This window comes from Macrococcus armenti (assembly GCF_020097135.1).
Taxonomy (GTDB): domain Bacteria; phylum Bacillota; class Bacilli; order Staphylococcales; family Staphylococcaceae; genus Macrococcoides; species Macrococcoides armenti.
In genome coordinates, this window is sequence record NZ_CP083608.1 from 690,180 (window position 1) to 709,191 (window position 19,012).

Genomic DNA, 19,012 nt, shown 5'->3' on the forward strand with positions numbered 1-19,012 from the left:
TATTATAATAGATACATTAAGTTTTTTTGTGGAGGCAGCGATGAAGAAAATTACGATAAAGAGAAAAAATTATAAACGACCGAAACGTCTATTTTATGACGAACAGGAGAAGCGTCATATATTTCCATATTTACATAAGAAAGATGCAACGAAACATATCATTAAACCTGAAGAGAGTCGAGATGACTTACTTGAAACAGAACGATACATAGTAGATTCAGATGTTCATGAGAATGAAGAAACGCATGTACATCAAGATTTTCCACATGATAATTCACAAGACATACCACAAGAGACAGAATCAGAAGAACATATAGATGAAACAATACATGAATCAGATCATGAACAGGAAATAAAAAGTGATGTAGCACCGGTACAAGAAATAGAAATTCCGCAAGAAACAATAGAAGAACGTTCGGAAATGAATGCATTCACGCCTCACGACATTGAAGATGAACGTTCAGAACGAACGATTAAATGGCTCATTCCACATATGTCAGGTATATTAGTCGGGATATTGCTTGCAGCATTGTTATTACCAAGTATGTTTAAAGAAAAACAACAAGTTGTGACTGAACTTAGCCCGTCTGAAATTATTAAACAAAATAAAGCAACCGTAGTAACAGTCACGAACTTACAGAAAGCTTCAAACGAACCAATCGATGCAGAAGCTTCAGAAAAAGCGCCGGAAGAAACCGGTATCGGTAGTGGTGTCATTTATAAACTCGATGACAAATATGCATATATTATTACAAACTATCATGTTGTCAGTAAAGCACCTGAAATTGAAGTAACACAAAATAAATTAAAAGAAAAGGCAACACTTGTAGGAAAAGACATATGGACTGACACTGCAATAATTAAAATTCCAAAAGGAAATTTAAAAAAGTCAGTCAAGTTTGGTGACAGTAATAAACTAGAAGCAGGTGAACCTGTACTTGCATTTGGAAGCCCACTCGGTAAAATATTTGCAGGTAGTGCAACAAGTGGTATTGTTTCCGGATTAAACAGAACAGTTCCGGTAGACATTGATGGAGATAATCAGTATGACTGGTCAATGGAAGTGATTCAGACAGATGCTGCAATTAATCCTGGTAATTCTGGTGGTGCATTATTTAATAATAAAGGTGAATTTATCGGATTAAATTCACTTAAAATTACAATGAATGGCGTAGAAGGCATCGCATTTTCAATTCCTTCAAATGATGTTAAGAAAGATATTAAAATTTTAGAACGAGACGGAGAAATTAAACGTCCGAAACTCGGTATTAGTGTTGAAGATTTATCGCAATCCGGTTATAATGGCAATTTGAAAGATGGCGTACAAGTTATGAAAGTTGATGCAGAATCAATTGCAGCAAATGCTGGTATTGCTGAAGGGGACGTCATTACGCAAATTGATGATATAAAAATTACGGACAAAGTACAATTTAGAAAAGTATTGTTCAAAGATAAGAACATAGGGGATACAATTACGATTAAAGTTGAGTCAAAAGGTGCTATGAAATCTGTAAAACTCACATTAAAGTAAGGAGCGTTATATGAATAAACTGTTTGCTCGACTCACACCGCAGCAAGGTATTGTGTTGTATTATCTTGTCGCAATATTCATCGCCTTTTTATTACTGCGTATACCGTATGTACATAAAGAAGGTGTTACAATTTCATATATTGATTCACTGTTTGTTGCAGTGTCGGGTATAAGTGTGACAGGGCTATCACCAGTTTCTATTGCTGATTCATATTCTACATTTGGGCACGTTATCATATTGTTCATCTTAAATTTAGGTGGCATCGGAGTAATGGCGATGGGTACGTTACTCTGGGTCGTGCTCGGAAAAAAGATAGGCATGCGTGAACGACAACTCATAATGGTTGACCATAACCAGTATAAAATGAGTGGCGTCGTTACGTTAATTATTGAAATTATTAAAACGATGCTGACGATTGAAATTATCGGGGCACTCCTGCTTGCATTTTATTTCTATAAAGATATGGGAGATGTGAAACTCGCACTGTTTAACGGACTATTTGCAGCGGTTTCTGCTACAACGAATGGTGGACTTGATATTACTGGAGATAGTTTAATCTCATATGCAGATGACTACTTCGTGCAGACGATTACGATGTTCCTTATTATATTAGGTGCGATCGGATTTCCGGTACTTATAGAAGTTAAAAGTTATATCACGAATAAATTACCGAACTTTAGATTCAGTTTATTTGCTAAACTGACAATTTCAACATATTTAATATTATCAGTAGTCGGGACAATCGTTATTTATGTATTTGAAATTAATCATGCATTTAAAGATATATCATGGCATAAAGCAATCTTTTATGCGATGTTTCAGTCTTCCACGACGAGAAGTGCAGGGCTTACGACGATAGACTTAAATGTGTTGAGTGATGCAACGCAGTTCTTCATGTCAGGCCTGATGTTTATTGGTTCAAGCCCAAGTTCCGTCGGTGGAGGAATCAGAACGACGACGTTTGCCATACTGATACTGTTTTTAATAAATTATAGTAACGGTCGCAATTCTATTAAAGTATTCAATAAAGAAATTGATCCTATTGATATTAATCGAGCATTTGCGGTAATGGTACTTGCGACGATTATATGTTTCAGTGGATTACTGCTTATATTGTCATTTGAAGATGGTAAGTATGATTTACTGGCAATCTTCTTTGAAGTGATGAGTGCATTCGGTACGTGTGGCCTCTCGCTCGGAATTACAGGAGACTTAACGAGTTTAAGTAAGATTGTTATTATGATATTGATGTTTATCGGACGTGTCGGACTCATTTCGTTTATAATCATGCTCGGAGGAAAAGCGGAACCGGACAAATTCAGATACCCGAAAGAAAGAATTATGATAGGATAAGAGGCTATCAAGTGGGCGTTTAGCCTCAAGCAAAATCTCAAAAGGAACCAAAGAAACGGTTTTTGTTTCTGGTTCCTTTTTGAATTTTGTCGTGGTGGCTTCCCACTTGATGCCGTTTCAAGAGGCTATCAAGTAGGCGTTTAGCCTCAAGCAATATTTCAAAAAAAGATGGCAGAAACGAGATGTTTCTGCCATCTTTATGCTTTTACATTATCAAATGTAATTCTGAACTCTGTACCTATACTTGGATCAGAGATAACTTCAATTGTACCGTGATGCGCATCGATAATACTTTTAGTAACCGGTAATCCAAGCCCTGTTCCGTGGAGTTTTGTCGTATAAAATGGGTTGAATAATTCACTTAATGTTTGTTCATCCATACCTATTCCATTATCACTTAATGAAATAATCGTTTTTTTGTCTTTATTATACACTTCGATTTTAAGTATTGCAGGTTGTGAATGCTCCATTGCATCTTTAGCATTTTGAATTAAATTGATTAAAACTTGTTTAAACTGATCAACAGATACATTAATTAATGTTTGTTCATCTGTAAACTGTTTTACGATACGTATATTATGCATTGAAAGGTCGTAATCAAGGAATTTTAATATGTCACGAATGATTTCACGGGCATCTATAGTTTCAACTTCAACATTTGTTGGTTTTCCTAATAATAGAAACTGACTGACGATTAAGTTGATACGCTCTAATTCGCTTTTAACGATGTTGAATTTCTGATTTTTATGTTCCTTATCATATTGTAATTCCAATAGTTCTACAAATCCTTTTATCGTAGTGAGAGGGTTTTTAATTTCATGTGCAGTATTAGCAGCGAGTAAACCTATGATTTCTTTACGCTGAGTATTGATATCTTCAAGTACTTTTTCATTTGCACGTTTATTTTTATAACTAACAAATAATAATTGTAATGTAATAATAACAAATGACAAAAGAATTGTAAAAACGAGAGCCATAGGATAAGCATCATAATATATATTTCGGTTTGATGTAAGGATAATTTCCCAAGGCACTTTATAAAACTTTTCTCTAGTTTCAATTCCAGAATGGACAGGGTTTACAGATTCAAATATTTTATTACCTTTAAAGTCTCTTATTGTTACTGTCGTATCCTTTTGAAGTGAATCTATAACAGCACCAATAGTATTGACATCTATTTCGATAGTAATAATGTATTGTTCATCTTGTTTTGTTACAGTTTTTGATATATAGAAAACCTTTTTGTTAAATTCATTTTTTGTAACATCACTAATTGAAGAATGATTCAGGTTTATCTGACTTTTATTAAAAAAGAACGTTTTAGACTGTAATGTCTGACCGATTAATACTTCTGATGTTGAATGAATGATTTTACAGTTATCGTTTAACACATAAAGGTTAATGACACGTGGTTCGTTTTCTTTTATTTCAAACATTCTATCTTGTATATTCGATGTATATTGAAATGCCGTTGCTAAATTATCAGTAATTGATATGGATTCATTAATAAATGCATCCACTTGATTAGAATGTATATTAATTGAATGTCTGTATTCGTCCAGTAATCGTTCTTTTCCTAATTCAGCTAATGAATAAGTTATGAATACATTCAACGTAATAAATAGTATAATATGATAAAGGATATTTTTTCGTATATTTTTCATAAACACTCCATATTCATTTATTTAAAGGCAGGGATTTCATGAAGAAAGGTATTATTAATATACATATTATCATATCAAGCGATATATGCGGGAAGATGTTTAGTGAAAGAAATCATCCTGGGCTGATTAAAGCAGCAACATTCATTAAAATGCAGCGCACAAGTAACGATCTGTTATTGCTCAATAACGGCCAGACATTGACTGGCAGTAAGGCAGCAGCATACTTTGCAGACCATACATCTTTCAGAAGAAACCCGCAAATTTCAATAATGAATGCAATGCAATATGATGCAAGTAATATTAGTGTGTCAGATTTTAGTTTAGGCAGAATGTACTTTAATCGTTCTCATAGTTTAAGTGATTTTCCATTTATATCTGTGAATGTTATCAATTCCAGAACGAAGGAACCTTATTATAATAAGCCATACATTATTAAGAAAATTAAAGGGATTAAAGTAGCAGTAATTGCAATAAGTGAAGTGAGTGATATCTCTCATATAATTGAAGATATTGAAGTAGAAAACCCTATTCGTGCAGCGAGAACGTGGATTCGTTATTTATATGATGTGGAAAACCCTGATTTCGTAATCGGACTTCATAATGGCGACATACATCATATTGCAAAAGATGGCCAATTGCGCACAGAAGGTATTGATTTGATTATTACAAATAGTGATGAAGTACTCACAACGTCAGAGCGTGAAATTATATATACAGATCATAATGAAATGCTCACGCAAGTAGAGCTTGAATTTAAAGAACGCACGAATTCATTTGAATATGTTAAGAAAATCGTTGCACCTGTAAATATCGATTTATATCCGAATGATCCAGGTTTAGTTGAAAAAGTATATTATGATGAGAAAGAATACAGAAAAAAGCACGAGTCGTAAATTCGACTCGTGCTTTTAACGTCCATAAATCATAATGAGTATTACAATCGCACAAATTTCTCCGATAATAGGTGTGATTAATCGTTTCGTATATACATAACTTACCGATAAAATCAGCTGAACGATAAATATCATCATGACGACATTAAATGGTACCGCATAACTAAATAATGCTGCACACATTAAACTTGTTATGACTGATGCTGCAATTGGATGTATATACTGCATCAGTTTATCCTGTAATAATGCACGCATAAATAGTTCATGCAGGGGAATCGCGACGATAAGTGTAATAATAAGTTGCCACTTAAAGTATACACCCATCTTAATCATTTCACGAAGCAGTCCGTTAAATGTAATGGTCTGATGGAGCTGCAGCAGAACTGTGTATATGACTACGATAATGAATGCTGCAATTAGCCCAGTACCAATAGACTGAAAGAGTCTTTTCGATTCGATATTTCGTTCATAGAAAATATATCCAATTGATGAGAAAAGCAATAATCCCGTATAAACATACCAGAATACTTGCTTTTCATCATGTAAAAAAATAAGCACACCATGCATGAAACTATATATTATTAGAAGTGCGATGAGTGAGCGATCGAGTTTTTTCACAATTAAGCCTCATGTATAATCTTGTAACGTTTATGATTAATTACCGTTTTCTCAGGAATTTCTAACTTCTCAAAATTCTCCATAAATGTACAATCAACGATTACTGAGTTTTCATTTACTTTCTCAACAATCCCTTGTGTACCTTCATGAAATTCAATAATATCTCCAACTTTAGCAACAGTCATATGCATCCTCCTCAAAAAAGTACTAATAAACATTATACTAGAAAATTGAAGTGATGAATATCATTTTATTTCAATTTTTGAAGTTTCTTCTGACATGACTTTCGATAATTTTTTAACGTTGATACACTTTTATTCATCATGTGCGCTATTTCTTTTTGCTTATAGCCTTGTATTGTTAGCATAAGCCACTCATATTCATGGTCACAAAGCATCTGAAAGAACTGCGTATAATCAACTAATGTTTCATCTGTGTAGCTTTCATAAGTTATACATTCCATCGGCGCAAAACGATCTAAATTTCTTTTAAGCTTTCTAATTTCGTCAATAAAGAAAAAGTTAAGTTTAGTAAAAATAAACTGTTGCATATTATTTGTTAATGCAGGGTCGTAATTTTTATAAATTTCCCATAATTTTATTAAAGCGAGTTGATACATTTCATCATGCATATATGTGAGGCGATATTTGTGTATGAAATAATGAATAACGCGTTCGTTGTTCTTTAATACTTCTTCAAAATTCACTGCATACCCTTTTCTCAACATCTAGATATTGTAATGATTTTCGGATGGTTTTATCATATTCAATTTATTTATTAATCAAAAGTTAACAAATAACTGAAAATATCTTATAAATTTAAATTTTTGTTAACTTTTTGTTTAAAAAAGGTGAAAAACGTCCAAAAAAATGAAGATTTTGTATAATAAAAGTGTAAAAATTTAATTAGGAGTGGTCTGATGGAGCTGCCAATTTCTATACATACGATGTACCTTTATCAGCATGGGGCAATTGAAGGACGTACTGAAATAAGACGTTTCAAAGAAGAAGTAATGATATATGATAAAGCTGCAGATAAGCTACTGGATGACACATTGAAGTTACTTGGAAGTTCATTAAAGACGCGTAAATATTCCGCGCAAGTATTAATGAAATCTAAAAAGTATATGCCAATTATGATAGAATCCCAGTTGAACTGGGCATACTTTCAGATTCATCAGAATCACCACCATTATAAAGCATACATCAATCATAAATATGTTACATATATTGAAGGAACGGATGAATATGTGATGATTACATTTCTTGATGGATCAACTATACAGTTTAAGCAGAAACTTAAATTTGTTCAGAAACAATATGAACGCTGTATTTGTTTAGTTGATGCGCAGTATAAAATAATAAAACGACAATCAATGTATGATTGTCGTTAATGGTTGCATAAAAACTTCTGGATAATCTTTGCAATCATTTCCGGAATTTCTTCACTCACACTTTTAATATGTATACGTTCAGAATTTTGATGTGGGTCTTTTCCGAATGCACCGATATTAATGACCGGTGCTTGTAATGCATGCATATCTTCAAACGGAATATTATAGAACATTCCGTATCCAGGAGTTTGCTTCATATAAAATTCTGCGTCTTTTAAATCGGATTGATAATTAACATAGCTTAAATCTGATATGCCATTGAAATAGTGAATTTTTTTGAGCTTACGTCGATAATTCGTATCCATATACTTAATAGCATACTTTACGATTTGTTTTACTGTTTTATCATCACTTGAATTTACAGCAGGATAGTATGGCGACGCATAGTATATAACAACCGTAAAATCATTGTTATGATTATGTGTGAGCAAACCTTGTACAATTTGTTCTGCTCTTTCCTGATCGCCCGCTGCAGTAATAAATTGATTAACATCGATATCTTTATTTTGTTGAATCAATGCTTCATAAGAGATAACTTTAATGTCAGGAATTTCAGGAATAATATGTGATAAATCACGCTTAATTTCACTCACAGTTCGTTTTACGACATGTTCAAACTTTTCTAATATTTCTTCTGCCGTCTGTTTAAACACAAACATATTATAGTAAGCTGATGAAATAAACGGTGTCTGTACATTATATTCCGATTTTAAGTCATGCATTTTTAAGCTTACAGGTAGTGGGGTAAACTCTTTTTTAAATTTTTCAGTGAATGTCTGATTGTATTCAATTTCCTGATTTATTCGGCTGATAATATAGTTTGAACTTAATCCTTTTAGTGGTTCGCCGACGTGTGTTTCTTTTCCATATACCATGACTGCTGGCATGAGTTTGCCGATGGAACCAGTGTATATATAATGCGCGTTATCATGTGGTATTTGACTGAATGAAGGTTCGCTATTCATAATGAGTGTGACGTTTAGTTGTAACGATTTTAGCCATTCATTCAGAAATTGCGTTGCAGCTTTCATGCCAGAAGAACCCACCTCTTCATCCGGAACAGAGACTAGGATGATGTTTACTGGCCATGACTCAATCGTTGCACGTTCAAGTATACTCATCTGCATCATCAGACCAGACTTCATATCCATTACACCACGACCAAATAAATAGTCACCAGAGTGAATATCTGCTTCAATTTGTTCATTAAATAATGCATTTGATTTATATGCTTTCATTAATGCATCGCAATCAAATACTGCATCAGACAATTGACCGTAATCCTGAATATCAACCGTATCATAATGACTCATTAATATGAGTGTATTATCAGTTTCATACGTACGATATAGTGCACATATCGCGTTTTTATTATCAGATGTTTCTACAAGCTGAATATGTGATTCAGCCGATTTGAAATAATCGATTTGCTCAAGTTGTTGTTTCAGGAAAAATGGAAAATGTCTTTCCCCTTCGGTACCCGTTACACTTTTTTTCTCAACGAGTCGTTTCAATAAATTAATTCTGTCTTCCGGTGTCTGCCATAACATTTTAATTTGCCCCTTAATTTAAAGAATTGTGAACGTTTCTTTATTTTGTCACTTAAGGTTATTATACTGATTTTCTTATAATAACTAAATACTATACAAAATAAATTATTTTTTTAATTCAATAATAGGGGATGTAAGTTTTTTTACACGTCTGTGACTGAAAAAGTAGACGATAAAGATTGTTGATATAACTGCAAACGTTATTGTTGAAAACAAATGATCATTAAAGTATTCATTCCAGTTGCGTGCACGAAATATACCGACGAACAGACCATGTAATAAATAAATAAACATTGTTCTAGACCCGATGTATGTGTACTTTAATTGTCTGTTCGGCACGATATTTAAGAAGCTTATCGTACTAACGATAATAATGACGTATACAGCTAAACGCTTGAGTCCACTATACATATCCGGTGCATGTGCTTCAATCGATTCATAAGGCTTACTCCCGAATAACCAGTTAAAGTCTATTTTGAACAAATAGTAAAATAAAAATACTGCAGATAAAACGAGTATTGAAAAAATAACATACTTTTTATCACGAATATATTTAAAGTGTGACGGTTGTGCATAATATCCTAATAAAAATAAAGGTAAAAACACGAGTGTTCTTGATAAACTTAACGTTCCGTCGATAAAATTAAAGTACCCGGCAGTAACTCCAATCAAAAATGAGATTGGAAGTATAATTAATGCATTAAAATCCTTTACAATAAATAAAATAATTTGCCATGATAATAAACTGATCAAAAACCACATTGCCCATTGTGGGTCGAATGGATTCAGTTTAATTGTTGAAACATCATCAATTAAATAATAATAAACAGCATAAAACGACTGAAAAATAATATATGGTAATAATAATTTCAGTGTCACTTTTTTAATATATCCAGGTTTATGAATACTTTTTGCGAAGTATCCGGAAATGAGAACGAAAGCGGGCATATGAAAGCTATAAATAAACATGTACAATGCATATATAAATTGACTTTCATCAATATAAGAACGAATAATATGTCCGAAGACAACGAGTATGATGAGATATAATTTTGCGTTATCAAAGTAATAATCTCTTTCTTTTTTCATTTTAAAGCTCCTTGAAATTATATAGCTTACAACTATATTTTTATTTAGAATATATCGTTGCTAATCTAATGGGTTTAGATTATAATTTTAATAACAGAAGTGAGGAGAGAAATTATGGAAGATAAGCGCCTTAAAAGATTTGGACAGTTAATATATTTTTTGGACTCTAAAATTGATGAGATAGCTGCAGCAGAGCTTTCAGATTATACATTGACGAGAGATCAGTTGTACATGCTTGAACTCATAATGAGTGAAGATAATATTACGCAGAAAAAACTTATCTTTAAACTCAATAGAGAACAAACTGCTGTATCTCGATCAATTAAGAAATTATTTGACAATGGCTTTATTAAGAAAGAACAAAGTAAATTTGATCTTAGAAGTACTGTACTTATACCAACAGAAAAAGGTATTGAAGTTATTACGAAAACTGAAAGTATTAAATTAAGAGTGGTCCGTAATTTTCTTCGTGACTTATCTGCTCAAGAATCTGAACAGCTCATTAGCTTGCTGGAAAAAGTATATGACGCATTCGCAATTCGCGATCCATTTCGTTTCTAACCAATTATATATATAACCGAATTCATAAATTTTAATCATTCTATTAAACAACAAGTAGCGATACTTGTTGTTTTTTGTTGTAAATTGAAACTTTTTAGAAATCGTTATATATTATTTTTGAGGTGAAGATATGTTTATTAAAGTTTATGATAAAAGCCCATATGAATCATATTTAGTAGATGTAGTAGACCGCATTAAACTGGATGATATTGATGAAGCGAAAAAGTTTACATTTTATAACGGATATATAGGCGAAAAACAATTTTATGAGGAAATTAAATCATGTGGCGGTATAAAAGCATGGAATATTCGATTAAATTTGAGTGGTGAAGTGCAGTACGATTTTTTCATCATTCATGAAGGTTATTTAATTCATATTGATGTAAAGAACTTTAGTGGCAGATATACATATCGAGATAATAATTTTATTTCAGAAAGTAACTACGTTATTAAAGACCCAATCTCACAATTAAATAGTGCACATTTCAAACTTAAAGTATTCTGTGAAAAACACAACCTGAATTATATTGTAAAGAGTTACGTACTATTCATAAATGAAACATTTACGGTTTCAGGATTTAATGGACACAGTTCAATATTATTCAGAAATGATTTACAAAGAATAAAAGCTTCACTGGTTAATGAACCGAACCAGGCAGATATAAAAGCGATGGAGTTAATTGTGAGTTATCACCTGAACAAAAGTAAAAATGAACAACGTATTCATTATTATCCATTTGAGCAGTTAAAACCAGGACTGAAGTGTCCGTCATGCTTTTCTTTTTTGAAGAAGTTTGAATCGTTCGAACGTAAAATAGAGTGTAGTTGTGGACATAAAGTAAGTAAAAAAGAAGCGGTACATTTAGGATTTGAAACGGTCAGAAGATTGAAGAATGATGCTGTAAAATCGAGTGAAATTGCTGCATATACAGGGGTGAGTGAATCAACGATTAAACAAATTATGCGAAATGAATATGAATATACGGGAAGTACTTGTGGTAGGAAGTATATTAACAGGAAACAGAGAGAGATCTTTTTAAGAGAGGCACGACAAGTTTATTATTACAGAAAGATGGAGGAAAATGTGTGAAACTGCCGAACTAAGCATAATGTTCGGCAGAATGGTTGAGAAATAAGGGGAAAATATGGTGAAACTGCCGAACTCTGTATGAAGTTCGGCAGAATGATCGAGAAAGATGGGGGAAAATGTGTGAAACTGCCGAACTCAGTATAAAGTTCGGCAGAATGATTGAGAAAGATGGGGGAAAATGTGTGAAACTGCCGAACTCAGTATCATGTTCGGCAGAATGATCGAGAAATAAGGTGAAAAAACGGTGAAACTGTCGAACTCAGTATCATGTTCGGCAGAATCATCGAGAAATAGAGAGAAAAAAGTGTGAAACTGCCGAACTCAGTATAAAGTTCGGCAGAATGATCGAGAAATAAGGTGAAAAAACGGTGAAACTGCCGAACTCAGTGTAAAGATCGGCAGAATCATCGAAAAATAGAGAGAAAAAAGTGTGAAACTGCCGAACTAAGCATAATGTTCGGCAGAATTAGAACAAAAAAACAATATTAATAACAAAACCTGCCGAACTTAAACTATAGTTCGGCAGGTTTTCACATATCAATTTATTTATATTCATGAACAACATAATTAACAGCATCAAGACCTAATGTCTTATACATACCTGCTATAATAGCGGCGTTTTTAGATGCCCAGTTAATATCTGTTGCATATTGATGTGTTGCAGGTTGTGCAGGATTCCAGCGCATTTGATGTAAAGTTCGTTGACCTTGATCAATATATGCACTTCTTACATATTTCGCACCACCGATAATTGCTTTAGATTGGTTATCCCAACCTTGTGATTTTGCATATTTGATGCCACCAACTTCAGTATTCGTATCTGTAGCTTTTGTACCATACATGTTGTAATATTTTTTACCTTTTGAAGTGATTGCAGTATTAGTACTATTAATTGCTAAACCATTAGATAATCGGCTTGTGCCATGTCCAGTTTCTAAAATGGCATGTGCGATTAAATAAACTTCATTGATATTAAATTGCTTCGCTGCTTGAGCAAATGCTGCACCTTGGCCTGCAAGTGCACCTTTGCCAACAAGTAGTTTATTTAAAGTTTTCGCACTAATTCCTTCAGCTTTTCCTAAATCTAAAAATTGATACTTTTGAACTGAATCGATTAATTTATCTTTTGTATCCATCGCTTTCTTTACTTCTGCAGCTGTTGCATTACGTACATTATAACCACTTCTAGGTGTACTAAACACAACTTTAGGTGCGCTACCACCTTTTAAAGTCATTTGCTTATTAACTGCAGCAGATAAACTTGTTGGCGACTTAACACGTTTAATGTTTTGTGCAAATAAATCACGTGATGATACATATCCAATCTTATTATTGTTATATATTACTTTATGCCAAAGTGTCTTTCCAACTTTGTCAGTACGGATAACTTGTAATGTTCCATTTTTAACTGATGAAAGTTTATCAATACGCTGTTTTTGTGCGCCATTAGGTATGTTGTAAATGTAACCTTTAGGCGCTTTAACCGTGTAACTTGCTTTCGTCCAGTTAATTGTTGACGTTGGTGCTGTTTTAATAAACTTACTACTTATCCAACCTAAAACTTTATTTTTACTGTCCGCTACTTTGTAATATGCAACATTATTACGTGTAGCAGTTTCGTTTACATAAACTTGCGTGTCGATAAGTTTTGTTACTGGTTTAACTGTTTTTAAATCTTTGTAAATCAGTACTTGTTTAGGTGCAGTTCTACCAATTAATTTGACGCGTTTACTTTTAGAAATGACAGGTGTACGATCAACTGAAATTTCTTGCTGTTTTATCCATCCTGCAATGTTGTTTAACTTACCGTAAATATATACAGAATTGTTGACTGTCATTTTTTTTGATGGTGTAAATGATTTACCAATAAATGGTTTTAATTGTTTAACAACTTGTTTTACAGTACCATTCGGCATATTGTATAACGAAGTTGCCTTACTGTTAACTTTGTATTTACCAGACATTTTTACTTCTGATGTACGAGAAGCAGCAACAGCGTCATTAGCTTTTACCCAGCCACGTGGAATATTGTTCTCATCAGTTAAAGCATAAAACGTTTGACCATTATAAGTTGCCTTTTTATTAACATAAAAAGTTCTGTTCGCCTTATCCTGTGCATTCACACCCTTTGTCTGATCAACTGAAGTGTAAATTTTAGAAGTCGGCAATTTTACAGTTGCGACCATTTGTGCGTTATATACTTTTATCGGTTGCGTAACTTTAGGTTTTACGATTGGTTTTGGTTTAACTGTCGGTTTAGGAACATTTAACGTTAATTCATTAAAATTGATCCATCCAGTTAAATTGTTTACAGTTCCAAAATAATAGTTCGTTTTGCCTACTGTAACTTTCTTTTGCGGTATAAACTTTTTACCAACTTGAGATTTTAAGTTTGCAACTACTTGATTTGCTGTACCCCAAGGTGTTTTATAAAGATTTGTTGCTTGGTTGTTTACATTAAAATTACCTGAAACCTTCGTTTCTGCACTTCTGTTTTGCGCTGTAGTGTCGCTGGATTTTACCCATCCTCTTGGAATGTTTGCTTCATCTGTTAAAGCATAGTAAGTATTTCCATTTAATGTTGCTTTTTTATTAACATAATACGATTGACCTGATTTTTGACCAGCATTCACACCTTTTGCACTGTCAACTGAAGAATATACTTGAGCTGTTGGTTTATTCACGCGTGCCATCATTTGTGTACTTGCTGTTTTAACTGTACCCTTAATTGTCTGAGATTGTTTCGGTGGTGTAGGCTGAGTAGTTACAGGAGGTGTTGGTTTTGTTCCATTTAATTTATAGTTGTACTTTTCTTGAACTAAACTATAAAATTCATTAAATGTATAATTATTTTCAGCAAACCATCCAACTGGATCTGTATGATCTGTACCACCTAAAAAGTTAGATACTGCTTTATGTGACCAAACAGTACCACGGCCATCATTATGTGCATTATCTACAGGTAAGTTATAGTAAATTAAGTTTGTTGCTAAATAATCTGCTAAGTTATTAACGGATTTACTGAATCTATCTTTACCGTATACACGTACTAGTTCAACGTTTATATATCGAGGGTTTGCAACACCACCAGCTCCCCATGATAAATAATCAGTGTTTGCAGTTTCGATTATATTGTTATCATCAACGAATGCATGTACAAACGCATTGTTAATGTTACGAGACATATATGAAATTTCACCCTCAATCGTTGAATTCGGGTTTGCAGTTTCATGAGCTACGATACCTTCTGGTTTACCAACACCTTTTCGGTAGGCAATTTGAGGAGCATCTTTAAAATAGCGTGTCTCATATTGTGGTGCTTTGTAGTTTTTATATTTAATATATTCATTAACAGACATATTTGAAGGACTCTTTGCTGTTAAAGTACGCACTTGATTTGTGTTAAATGTACGGCGCACATCAATCGTTTTCGGTGCAGCAGCCGTGACTTGCGTGTTTGTTTTCGATGCAGCAGCCGTCACTTGTGTGTTTGTTTTCGGTGCAGCAGCCGTCACTTGCGTGTTTGTTTTCGGTACAGCAGTCGTCACTTGCGTGTTTGCTTTCTGTGCAGCAGTCGTCACTTGCGTGTTTGTTTTCTGTGCAGCAGTCGTCACTTGCGTGTTTGTTTTCGGTGCATCAGCCGTAACTTGCGAATTTGTTTTCTGTGCAGCATTCGTCACTTGCGTGTTCGTTTTCTGTGCATCAGCCGTCACTTGCGTGTTTGTTTTCTGTGCAGCATTCGTCACTTGCGTGTTTGTTTTCGCCGCAGCAGCCGTAACTTGCGTGTTTGTTTTCGGTGCAGCCGTCACTTGCGTGTTCGTTTTCTGTGCAGCAGCCGTCACTTGCGTGCTCGTTTTAGGCGTAGTTGCTGCATCTTGCGTATTAGTTTTCTTAGCTAAGCTATATTGAGATTTTACATCGGTAGGAGTCGCTTGATTCGTTTGTGTTACTTGTGTTGTTCTCGTTGTTGGAGTAGGTTTAACTGCTGTATTTGTCTGAGCAGTTGCAGTTGTTGTACTTGTATTAACTTTGTCCTGATTTACATTTGGTTGTTCAGCAGCATGAGCAACAGTAGTGCCTCCTGCTAACATCATAAATAAGGCTGCGGGTGTTTTGTAGTAGTATTTATTATCCATGTAAAAATCCTTTCTATAAAAGCTTCTCTTAACAACTACATTATATAATGACAGAAAATTTTAGTATACATAGTATGAAAAATGTAACATACCCTTAATATTTGAAATATCTAATTTACAGAGTAATATTTATCTTCTTATCATTATCATATTATATATCGAATTTAAACATAAAAATAGAGACGTATTCCAATACGTCTCTATCTATTTATTATAATGCCTGAAGCCTGATTATTGCTGTATATTGCCAGAATAATTTCATATGCGTTATATTCCAATGGTTCATTCCCATTGCAAATCCAGATGGTTTAAAAATTTGCACGTCTGAAACTTCTAACGCTGCTGCAATTAAATATTGATAATATACATCTATTGATTTAAAACTTTCACTTAGTTCACCATTATCAAATACAAAATCAAGTGGTACTGCATAATCAAAAATATTAATTTTCTCAAATATTTCAGGAATACCTAAAATGTAACATGCACCATCCATTAATGGATTTTCACTTGCATCTCCATAATATAAAAGTAGTGCTTCATAATTTTGTCTATGAAAATCATTCAAATAAAAGTAATCTTTACGTAAATTTTCACGATCACGTTTTGAGACGATCATCGCTTCTAAACGATCGAACACTTTATCGATATGCTGATATTTCTCATATGTTTTACGTGGCATATTCTCACTCCTTAATAGGTTGTAGTGTCTATCGGTTCTTCTGATGGTAGTTCATTCGATAACATTGTGTCAGGTGCTTCTGTACCTACATTTGGATACTCAGTCGATGGTTCGAACTCCACTTGTTCATCAGACTGAGGATTTTCAACACTTAAATTATTGAAACTTTTATCAATTTCGTCTAAATCAAATGATTGTAATGGTATTAAGTCTCCATAAATCGTTCTTATTTTGAAATCTAATAAGTCATTTTCTTTAACTTCTTTTAAATTTAAATCTTCATTTACTAGTTTAGAAATTTCAAAAACATCGTCCATAACCGGATTATAATAATACACACCGTTATACATGTAATCTGTACCTTCTAACTGGCGCTGTTTAAACTCAATATCATTCGATGCGTAATATTGTGCCATAGCACTGATGTTTTCGAACGTTAAATTATGCTTTGCGTTGTTGCCGACAATTTCAACTAAATTATCAAGTTTACTGATAGAACCAGATTCCTTCGCCTTTTTTGCGAGTGCGATAATCATTTCCATTTGACGTTTACCACGCCCAAGATCTGTATCGATATGTCTGCTTCTTGCAAGCGCCAGTGCTTCATCACCATTTAATAATCTATGACCTTGTTTAACCTGAATACGGCCTTTGTCATTTTTTGTAGGTTCATCAATATCAAACGGTACATCAAATTCAATGCCGCCAAGTTCATCAACAATATCAACAAACGCCTGCATATTAATGCGAACATAATAATCAACAGGAACATGAAATTTCTGTTCAACTGCATGTACCGAACTTTCTGGGCCACCTTCTGCATGGGCATGCGTGATTTTATCATACATTTTAACGGATGGAATGTAACTTAAAGTATCACGTGGAATGCCTACAAGTCTGACTTGTTTTTTTTCTCTGTTAAATGTCGCAAGAATCATCGAATCCGTTCTTGCCTCATCTGCTTGTTGACCATTTTTTCGTCGAGATAGACTGTCATCTATACCAAGAAATAGTATTGAGAAGTTATCTGTTGCCGGGTTGACAGCACTATTACGCAAGCTGGATTTAACATATGATTTATTATATGATGCATCTATTGCACTTTTTGTAGTTTTATATAGGGACACTGCATATGTTGCAGGTACTACAATTAAGCATATCGAAAGTACAATGAGCAGCCATTTAAAGTATTGATTCATGATTACACGTCCTATTCTTTAATTACGATTTCATATTTCCTTTAATAAACTATTCAATTATATAGCTTAAAGTGGAAATTGACAATTTTTATTTCTTTGTAAGCAGTGCTGCTTCGATAATTTTATATACTGCGTCTTTTGAATATCGTTTAACAGTATCATATCCACCTTGTTTTAACTGATGTCTTAACTTCGGATTTTCAATTAAAGTTAAAATTGCCTCACTGAATAAGTTAGTGTTAAAACAATCAACAACAATTGCATTTTGTTCATTGAGCATTGTTCTAGGTCCCATAGGAGCATTAAAACTGACAATATTACAGCCAGCCTGCATCGCTTCTAAAATGACCATCCCGAATCCTTCAGAACGTGAAGGAATTGCAACGATCATACTGGAGTTGTATATCGATGCAACGTCATGCGTCATCGGATATAGTGTTATTATATCTTCCAGCTCATAATTATGTATATATTCACGTAAACGATGATGTTCACTACCTTCACCGTAAATGTTAACTTTAAAGTTAAGTTTACGTAATGATTCTGCAATATGTGACACACTTTCAATAAGTAAGTCGAATCCTTTTTCATATTCAAATCGTCCGAGGCTTGCGATGATGTTTGTCTCATTCCTATTAAATGTGACATCTTGTATAATATTCGGTAATGTAAAGACGTTATTATGGAACAAAGCATATACATCACGATCTTCATCCGTTAACGTTGTTATAAAGTCTAACTTAATATATTCAGACTTTATTAACTGCTGCATGCGTTTCGGATGTGCATTAAAGTGCATATGCTCCATACCGATTGAAGTCGTATTACTGAAATCCGCAATTAAGAAATTATAAGTTGCACGCGTACCAACGATATAGTCTGTGTCAACACTTTGGATTGCTTTAATAATTTTACGCTCAATATATGAAGAGAACTGATTTAAACCAGGCTCGTCACGGTGAATGAACTTAGGTTTAAGTAATGGCGTATATTTATTAACTCTATTCATAATCAATGGCACAAAGTTAAATTTATTACTATAATCAATAATACATTCAATATTTATATTTTCATTAATGTCGTAAGCAGGTGAATCCTTGCTTTTAAAAACTGTGAGCAGAGTAACATGATGCCCACGTTCGCTTAACGTATTGGCAAGATTAATAACGGCTCTTGTCGTTCCACCGATATAATATATATTATGAATTAAAAATGTAAATGATTGCATGATAAACTCCTAACTGAGGTGAAA

Annotated in this window: 16 protein-coding genes; 6 read left to right on the plus strand and 10 right to left on the minus strand. The window is 33.5% G+C overall.

The window, feature by feature from the left end; all coding sequences use genetic code 11:
* The first annotated feature begins 40 nt into the window (after positions 1 to 40).
* Together LAU42_RS03730 and LAU42_RS03735 are read left to right on the plus strand one after the other, a co-directional pair.
* Positions 41 to 1,531: a S1C family serine protease gene (locus LAU42_RS03730; protein ID WP_224184349.1), complete on the plus strand. Its 1,491-nt coding sequence runs from the start codon at positions 41 to 43 to the stop codon at positions 1,529 to 1,531.
* A 10-nt stretch (positions 1,532 to 1,541) separates the two neighbouring features.
* The gene (locus LAU42_RS03735; RefSeq protein ID WP_224184350.1) at positions 1,542 to 2,885 is read left to right on the plus strand and encodes a TrkH family potassium uptake protein; all 1,344 of its coding nucleotides are present in this window, start codon (positions 1,542 to 1,544) and stop codon (positions 2,883 to 2,885) included.
* A 197-nt stretch (positions 2,886 to 3,082) separates the two neighbouring features.
* Here the strand turns inward: LAU42_RS03735 and LAU42_RS03740 are convergent, their stop codons facing one another.
* Positions 3,083 to 4,549, minus strand: a complete 1,467-nt coding sequence (locus tag LAU42_RS03740; RefSeq protein ID WP_224184351.1) for an ATP-binding protein — start codon at positions 4,547 to 4,549, stop codon at positions 3,083 to 3,085.
* 38 nt (positions 4,550 to 4,587) lie between these two features.
* On the opposite strand from LAU42_RS03740, the gene LAU42_RS03745 reads away from it, so the two are divergent.
* On the plus strand, positions 4,588 to 5,442 hold the full coding sequence (locus tag LAU42_RS03745; protein WP_224184352.1) for a bifunctional UDP-sugar hydrolase/5'-nucleotidase: 855 nt from the start codon (positions 4,588 to 4,590) through the stop codon (positions 5,440 to 5,442).
* Positions 5,443 to 5,457: 15 nt separating this feature from the next.
* Here LAU42_RS03745 and LAU42_RS03750 read toward each other — a convergent pair whose 3' ends face one another.
* From LAU42_RS03750 to LAU42_RS03760, 3 genes are all read right to left on the minus strand, one after another.
* A complete protein-coding gene (locus LAU42_RS03750; protein WP_224184353.1) occupies positions 5,458 to 6,060 on the minus strand; it encodes a CPBP family glutamic-type intramembrane protease in 603 nt (200 codons plus the stop codon).
* A gap of 2 nt (positions 6,061 to 6,062) precedes the next feature.
* Positions 6,063 to 6,245: a YkvS family protein gene (locus LAU42_RS03755; protein ID WP_224184354.1), complete on the minus strand. Its 183-nt coding sequence runs from the start codon at positions 6,243 to 6,245 to the stop codon at positions 6,063 to 6,065.
* 65 nt (positions 6,246 to 6,310) lie between these two features.
* Positions 6,311 to 6,787 (minus strand): sigma-70 family RNA polymerase sigma factor, encoded by a 477-nt coding sequence (locus tag LAU42_RS03760; RefSeq protein ID WP_224184355.1) that lies wholly within the window; start codon positions 6,785 to 6,787, stop codon positions 6,311 to 6,313.
* Positions 6,788 to 6,979: 192 nt separating this feature from the next.
* Here LAU42_RS03760 and LAU42_RS03765 point away from each other — a divergent pair, with 192 nt between their 5' ends.
* On the plus strand, positions 6,980 to 7,453 hold the full coding sequence (locus tag LAU42_RS03765) for a competence protein ComK (protein ID WP_224184356.1): 474 nt from the start codon (positions 6,980 to 6,982) through the stop codon (positions 7,451 to 7,453).
* On the opposite strand, the gene LAU42_RS03770 is transcribed toward LAU42_RS03765, so the two are convergent.
* Positions 7,450 to 9,003 carry a M20/M25/M40 family metallo-hydrolase gene (locus tag LAU42_RS03770; protein WP_224184357.1) on the minus strand — a complete coding sequence of 518 codons (1,554 nt, stop codon included), beginning with the start codon at positions 9,001 to 9,003 and terminating at the stop codon, positions 7,450 to 7,452. The genes LAU42_RS03765 and LAU42_RS03770 overlap by 4 nt on opposite strands.
* Positions 9,004 to 9,108: 105 nt before the next feature.
* Complete coding sequence (locus LAU42_RS03775) at positions 9,109 to 10,092, minus strand: acyltransferase family protein (protein ID WP_224184358.1); 984 nt, start codon at positions 10,090 to 10,092, stop codon at positions 9,109 to 9,111.
* A gap of 114 nt (positions 10,093 to 10,206) precedes the next feature.
* Here LAU42_RS03775 and LAU42_RS03780 point away from each other — a divergent pair, with 114 nt between their 5' ends.
* Both LAU42_RS03780 and LAU42_RS03785 read left to right on the plus strand, forming a co-directional pair.
* Positions 10,207 to 10,653: a MarR family winged helix-turn-helix transcriptional regulator gene (locus LAU42_RS03780; RefSeq protein WP_224184359.1), complete on the plus strand. Its 447-nt coding sequence runs from the start codon at positions 10,207 to 10,209 to the stop codon at positions 10,651 to 10,653.
* Between the two features lie 130 nt (positions 10,654 to 10,783).
* Complete coding sequence (locus LAU42_RS03785; protein WP_224184360.1) at positions 10,784 to 11,743, plus strand: nuclease-related domain-containing protein; 960 nt, start codon at positions 10,784 to 10,786, stop codon at positions 11,741 to 11,743.
* Between the two features lie 542 nt (positions 11,744 to 12,285).
* Here LAU42_RS03785 and LAU42_RS03790 read toward each other — a convergent pair.
* The 4 genes from LAU42_RS03790 to LAU42_RS03805 all read right to left on the minus strand — a co-directional run bounded on the left by LAU42_RS03790 (position 12,286) and on the right by LAU42_RS03805 (position 18,988).
* Entirely contained in the window at positions 12,286 to 15,837 is a 3,552-nt protein-coding gene (locus LAU42_RS03790) for a glucosaminidase domain-containing protein (protein ID WP_224184361.1), read from the minus strand.
* A 253-nt stretch (positions 15,838 to 16,090) separates the two neighbouring features.
* Positions 16,091 to 16,561 (minus strand): DUF2538 family protein, encoded by a 471-nt coding sequence (locus LAU42_RS03795; protein WP_224184362.1) that lies wholly within the window; start codon positions 16,559 to 16,561, stop codon positions 16,091 to 16,093.
* 11 nt (positions 16,562 to 16,572) lie between these two features.
* Positions 16,573 to 17,760: an LCP family protein gene (locus LAU42_RS03800; protein ID WP_224184363.1), complete on the minus strand. Its 1,188-nt coding sequence runs from the start codon at positions 17,758 to 17,760 to the stop codon at positions 16,573 to 16,575.
* A gap of 88 nt (positions 17,761 to 17,848) precedes the next feature.
* Positions 17,849 to 18,988 (minus strand): glycosyltransferase family 4 protein, encoded by a 1,140-nt coding sequence (locus LAU42_RS03805; RefSeq protein WP_224184364.1) that lies wholly within the window; start codon positions 18,986 to 18,988, stop codon positions 17,849 to 17,851.
* Positions 18,989 to 19,012 lie beyond the last annotated feature (24 nt).

Coding starts and splice junctions, on each gene's coding strand:
- LAU42_RS03740 (WP_224184351.1), bottom strand. CDS start 4,549: ATGAAAAATATACGAAAAAATATCCTTTATCATATTATACTATTTATT.
- LAU42_RS03790 (WP_224184361.1), bottom strand. CDS start 15,837: ATGATGTTAGCAGGAGGCACTACTGTTGCTCATGCTGCTGAACAACCA.
- LAU42_RS03795 (WP_224184362.1), bottom strand. CDS start 16,561: ATGCCACGTAAAACATATGAGAAATATCAGCATATCGATAAAGTGTTC.
- LAU42_RS03730 (WP_224184349.1), top strand. CDS start 41: ATGAAGAAAATTACGATAAAGAGAAAAAATTATAAACGACCGAAACGT.
- LAU42_RS03745 (WP_224184352.1), top strand. CDS start 4,588: ATGAAGAAAGGTATTATTAATATACATATTATCATATCAAGCGATATA.
- LAU42_RS03760 (WP_224184355.1), bottom strand. CDS start 6,787: ATGTTGAGAAAAGGGTATGCAGTGAATTTTGAAGAAGTATTAAAGAAC.
- LAU42_RS03800 (WP_224184363.1), bottom strand. CDS start 17,760: ATGAATCAATACTTTAAATGGCTGCTCATTGTACTTTCGATATGCTTA.
- LAU42_RS03735 (WP_224184350.1), top strand. CDS start 1,542: ATGAATAAACTGTTTGCTCGACTCACACCGCAGCAAGGTATTGTGTTG.
- LAU42_RS03785 (WP_224184360.1), top strand. CDS start 10,784: ATGTTTATTAAAGTTTATGATAAAAGCCCATATGAATCATATTTAGTA.
- LAU42_RS03755 (WP_224184354.1), bottom strand. CDS start 6,245: ATGACTGTTGCTAAAGTTGGAGATATTATTGAATTTCATGAAGGTACA.
- LAU42_RS03780 (WP_224184359.1), top strand. CDS start 10,207: ATGGAAGATAAGCGCCTTAAAAGATTTGGACAGTTAATATATTTTTTG.
- LAU42_RS03805 (WP_224184364.1), bottom strand. CDS start 18,988: ATGCAATCATTTACATTTTTAATTCATAATATATATTATATCGGTGGA.
- LAU42_RS03765 (WP_224184356.1), top strand. CDS start 6,980: ATGGAGCTGCCAATTTCTATACATACGATGTACCTTTATCAGCATGGG.
- LAU42_RS03775 (WP_224184358.1), bottom strand. CDS start 10,092: ATGAAAAAAGAAAGAGATTATTACTTTGATAACGCAAAATTATATCTC.
- LAU42_RS03770 (WP_224184357.1), bottom strand. CDS start 9,003: ATGTTATGGCAGACACCGGAAGACAGAATTAATTTATTGAAACGACTC.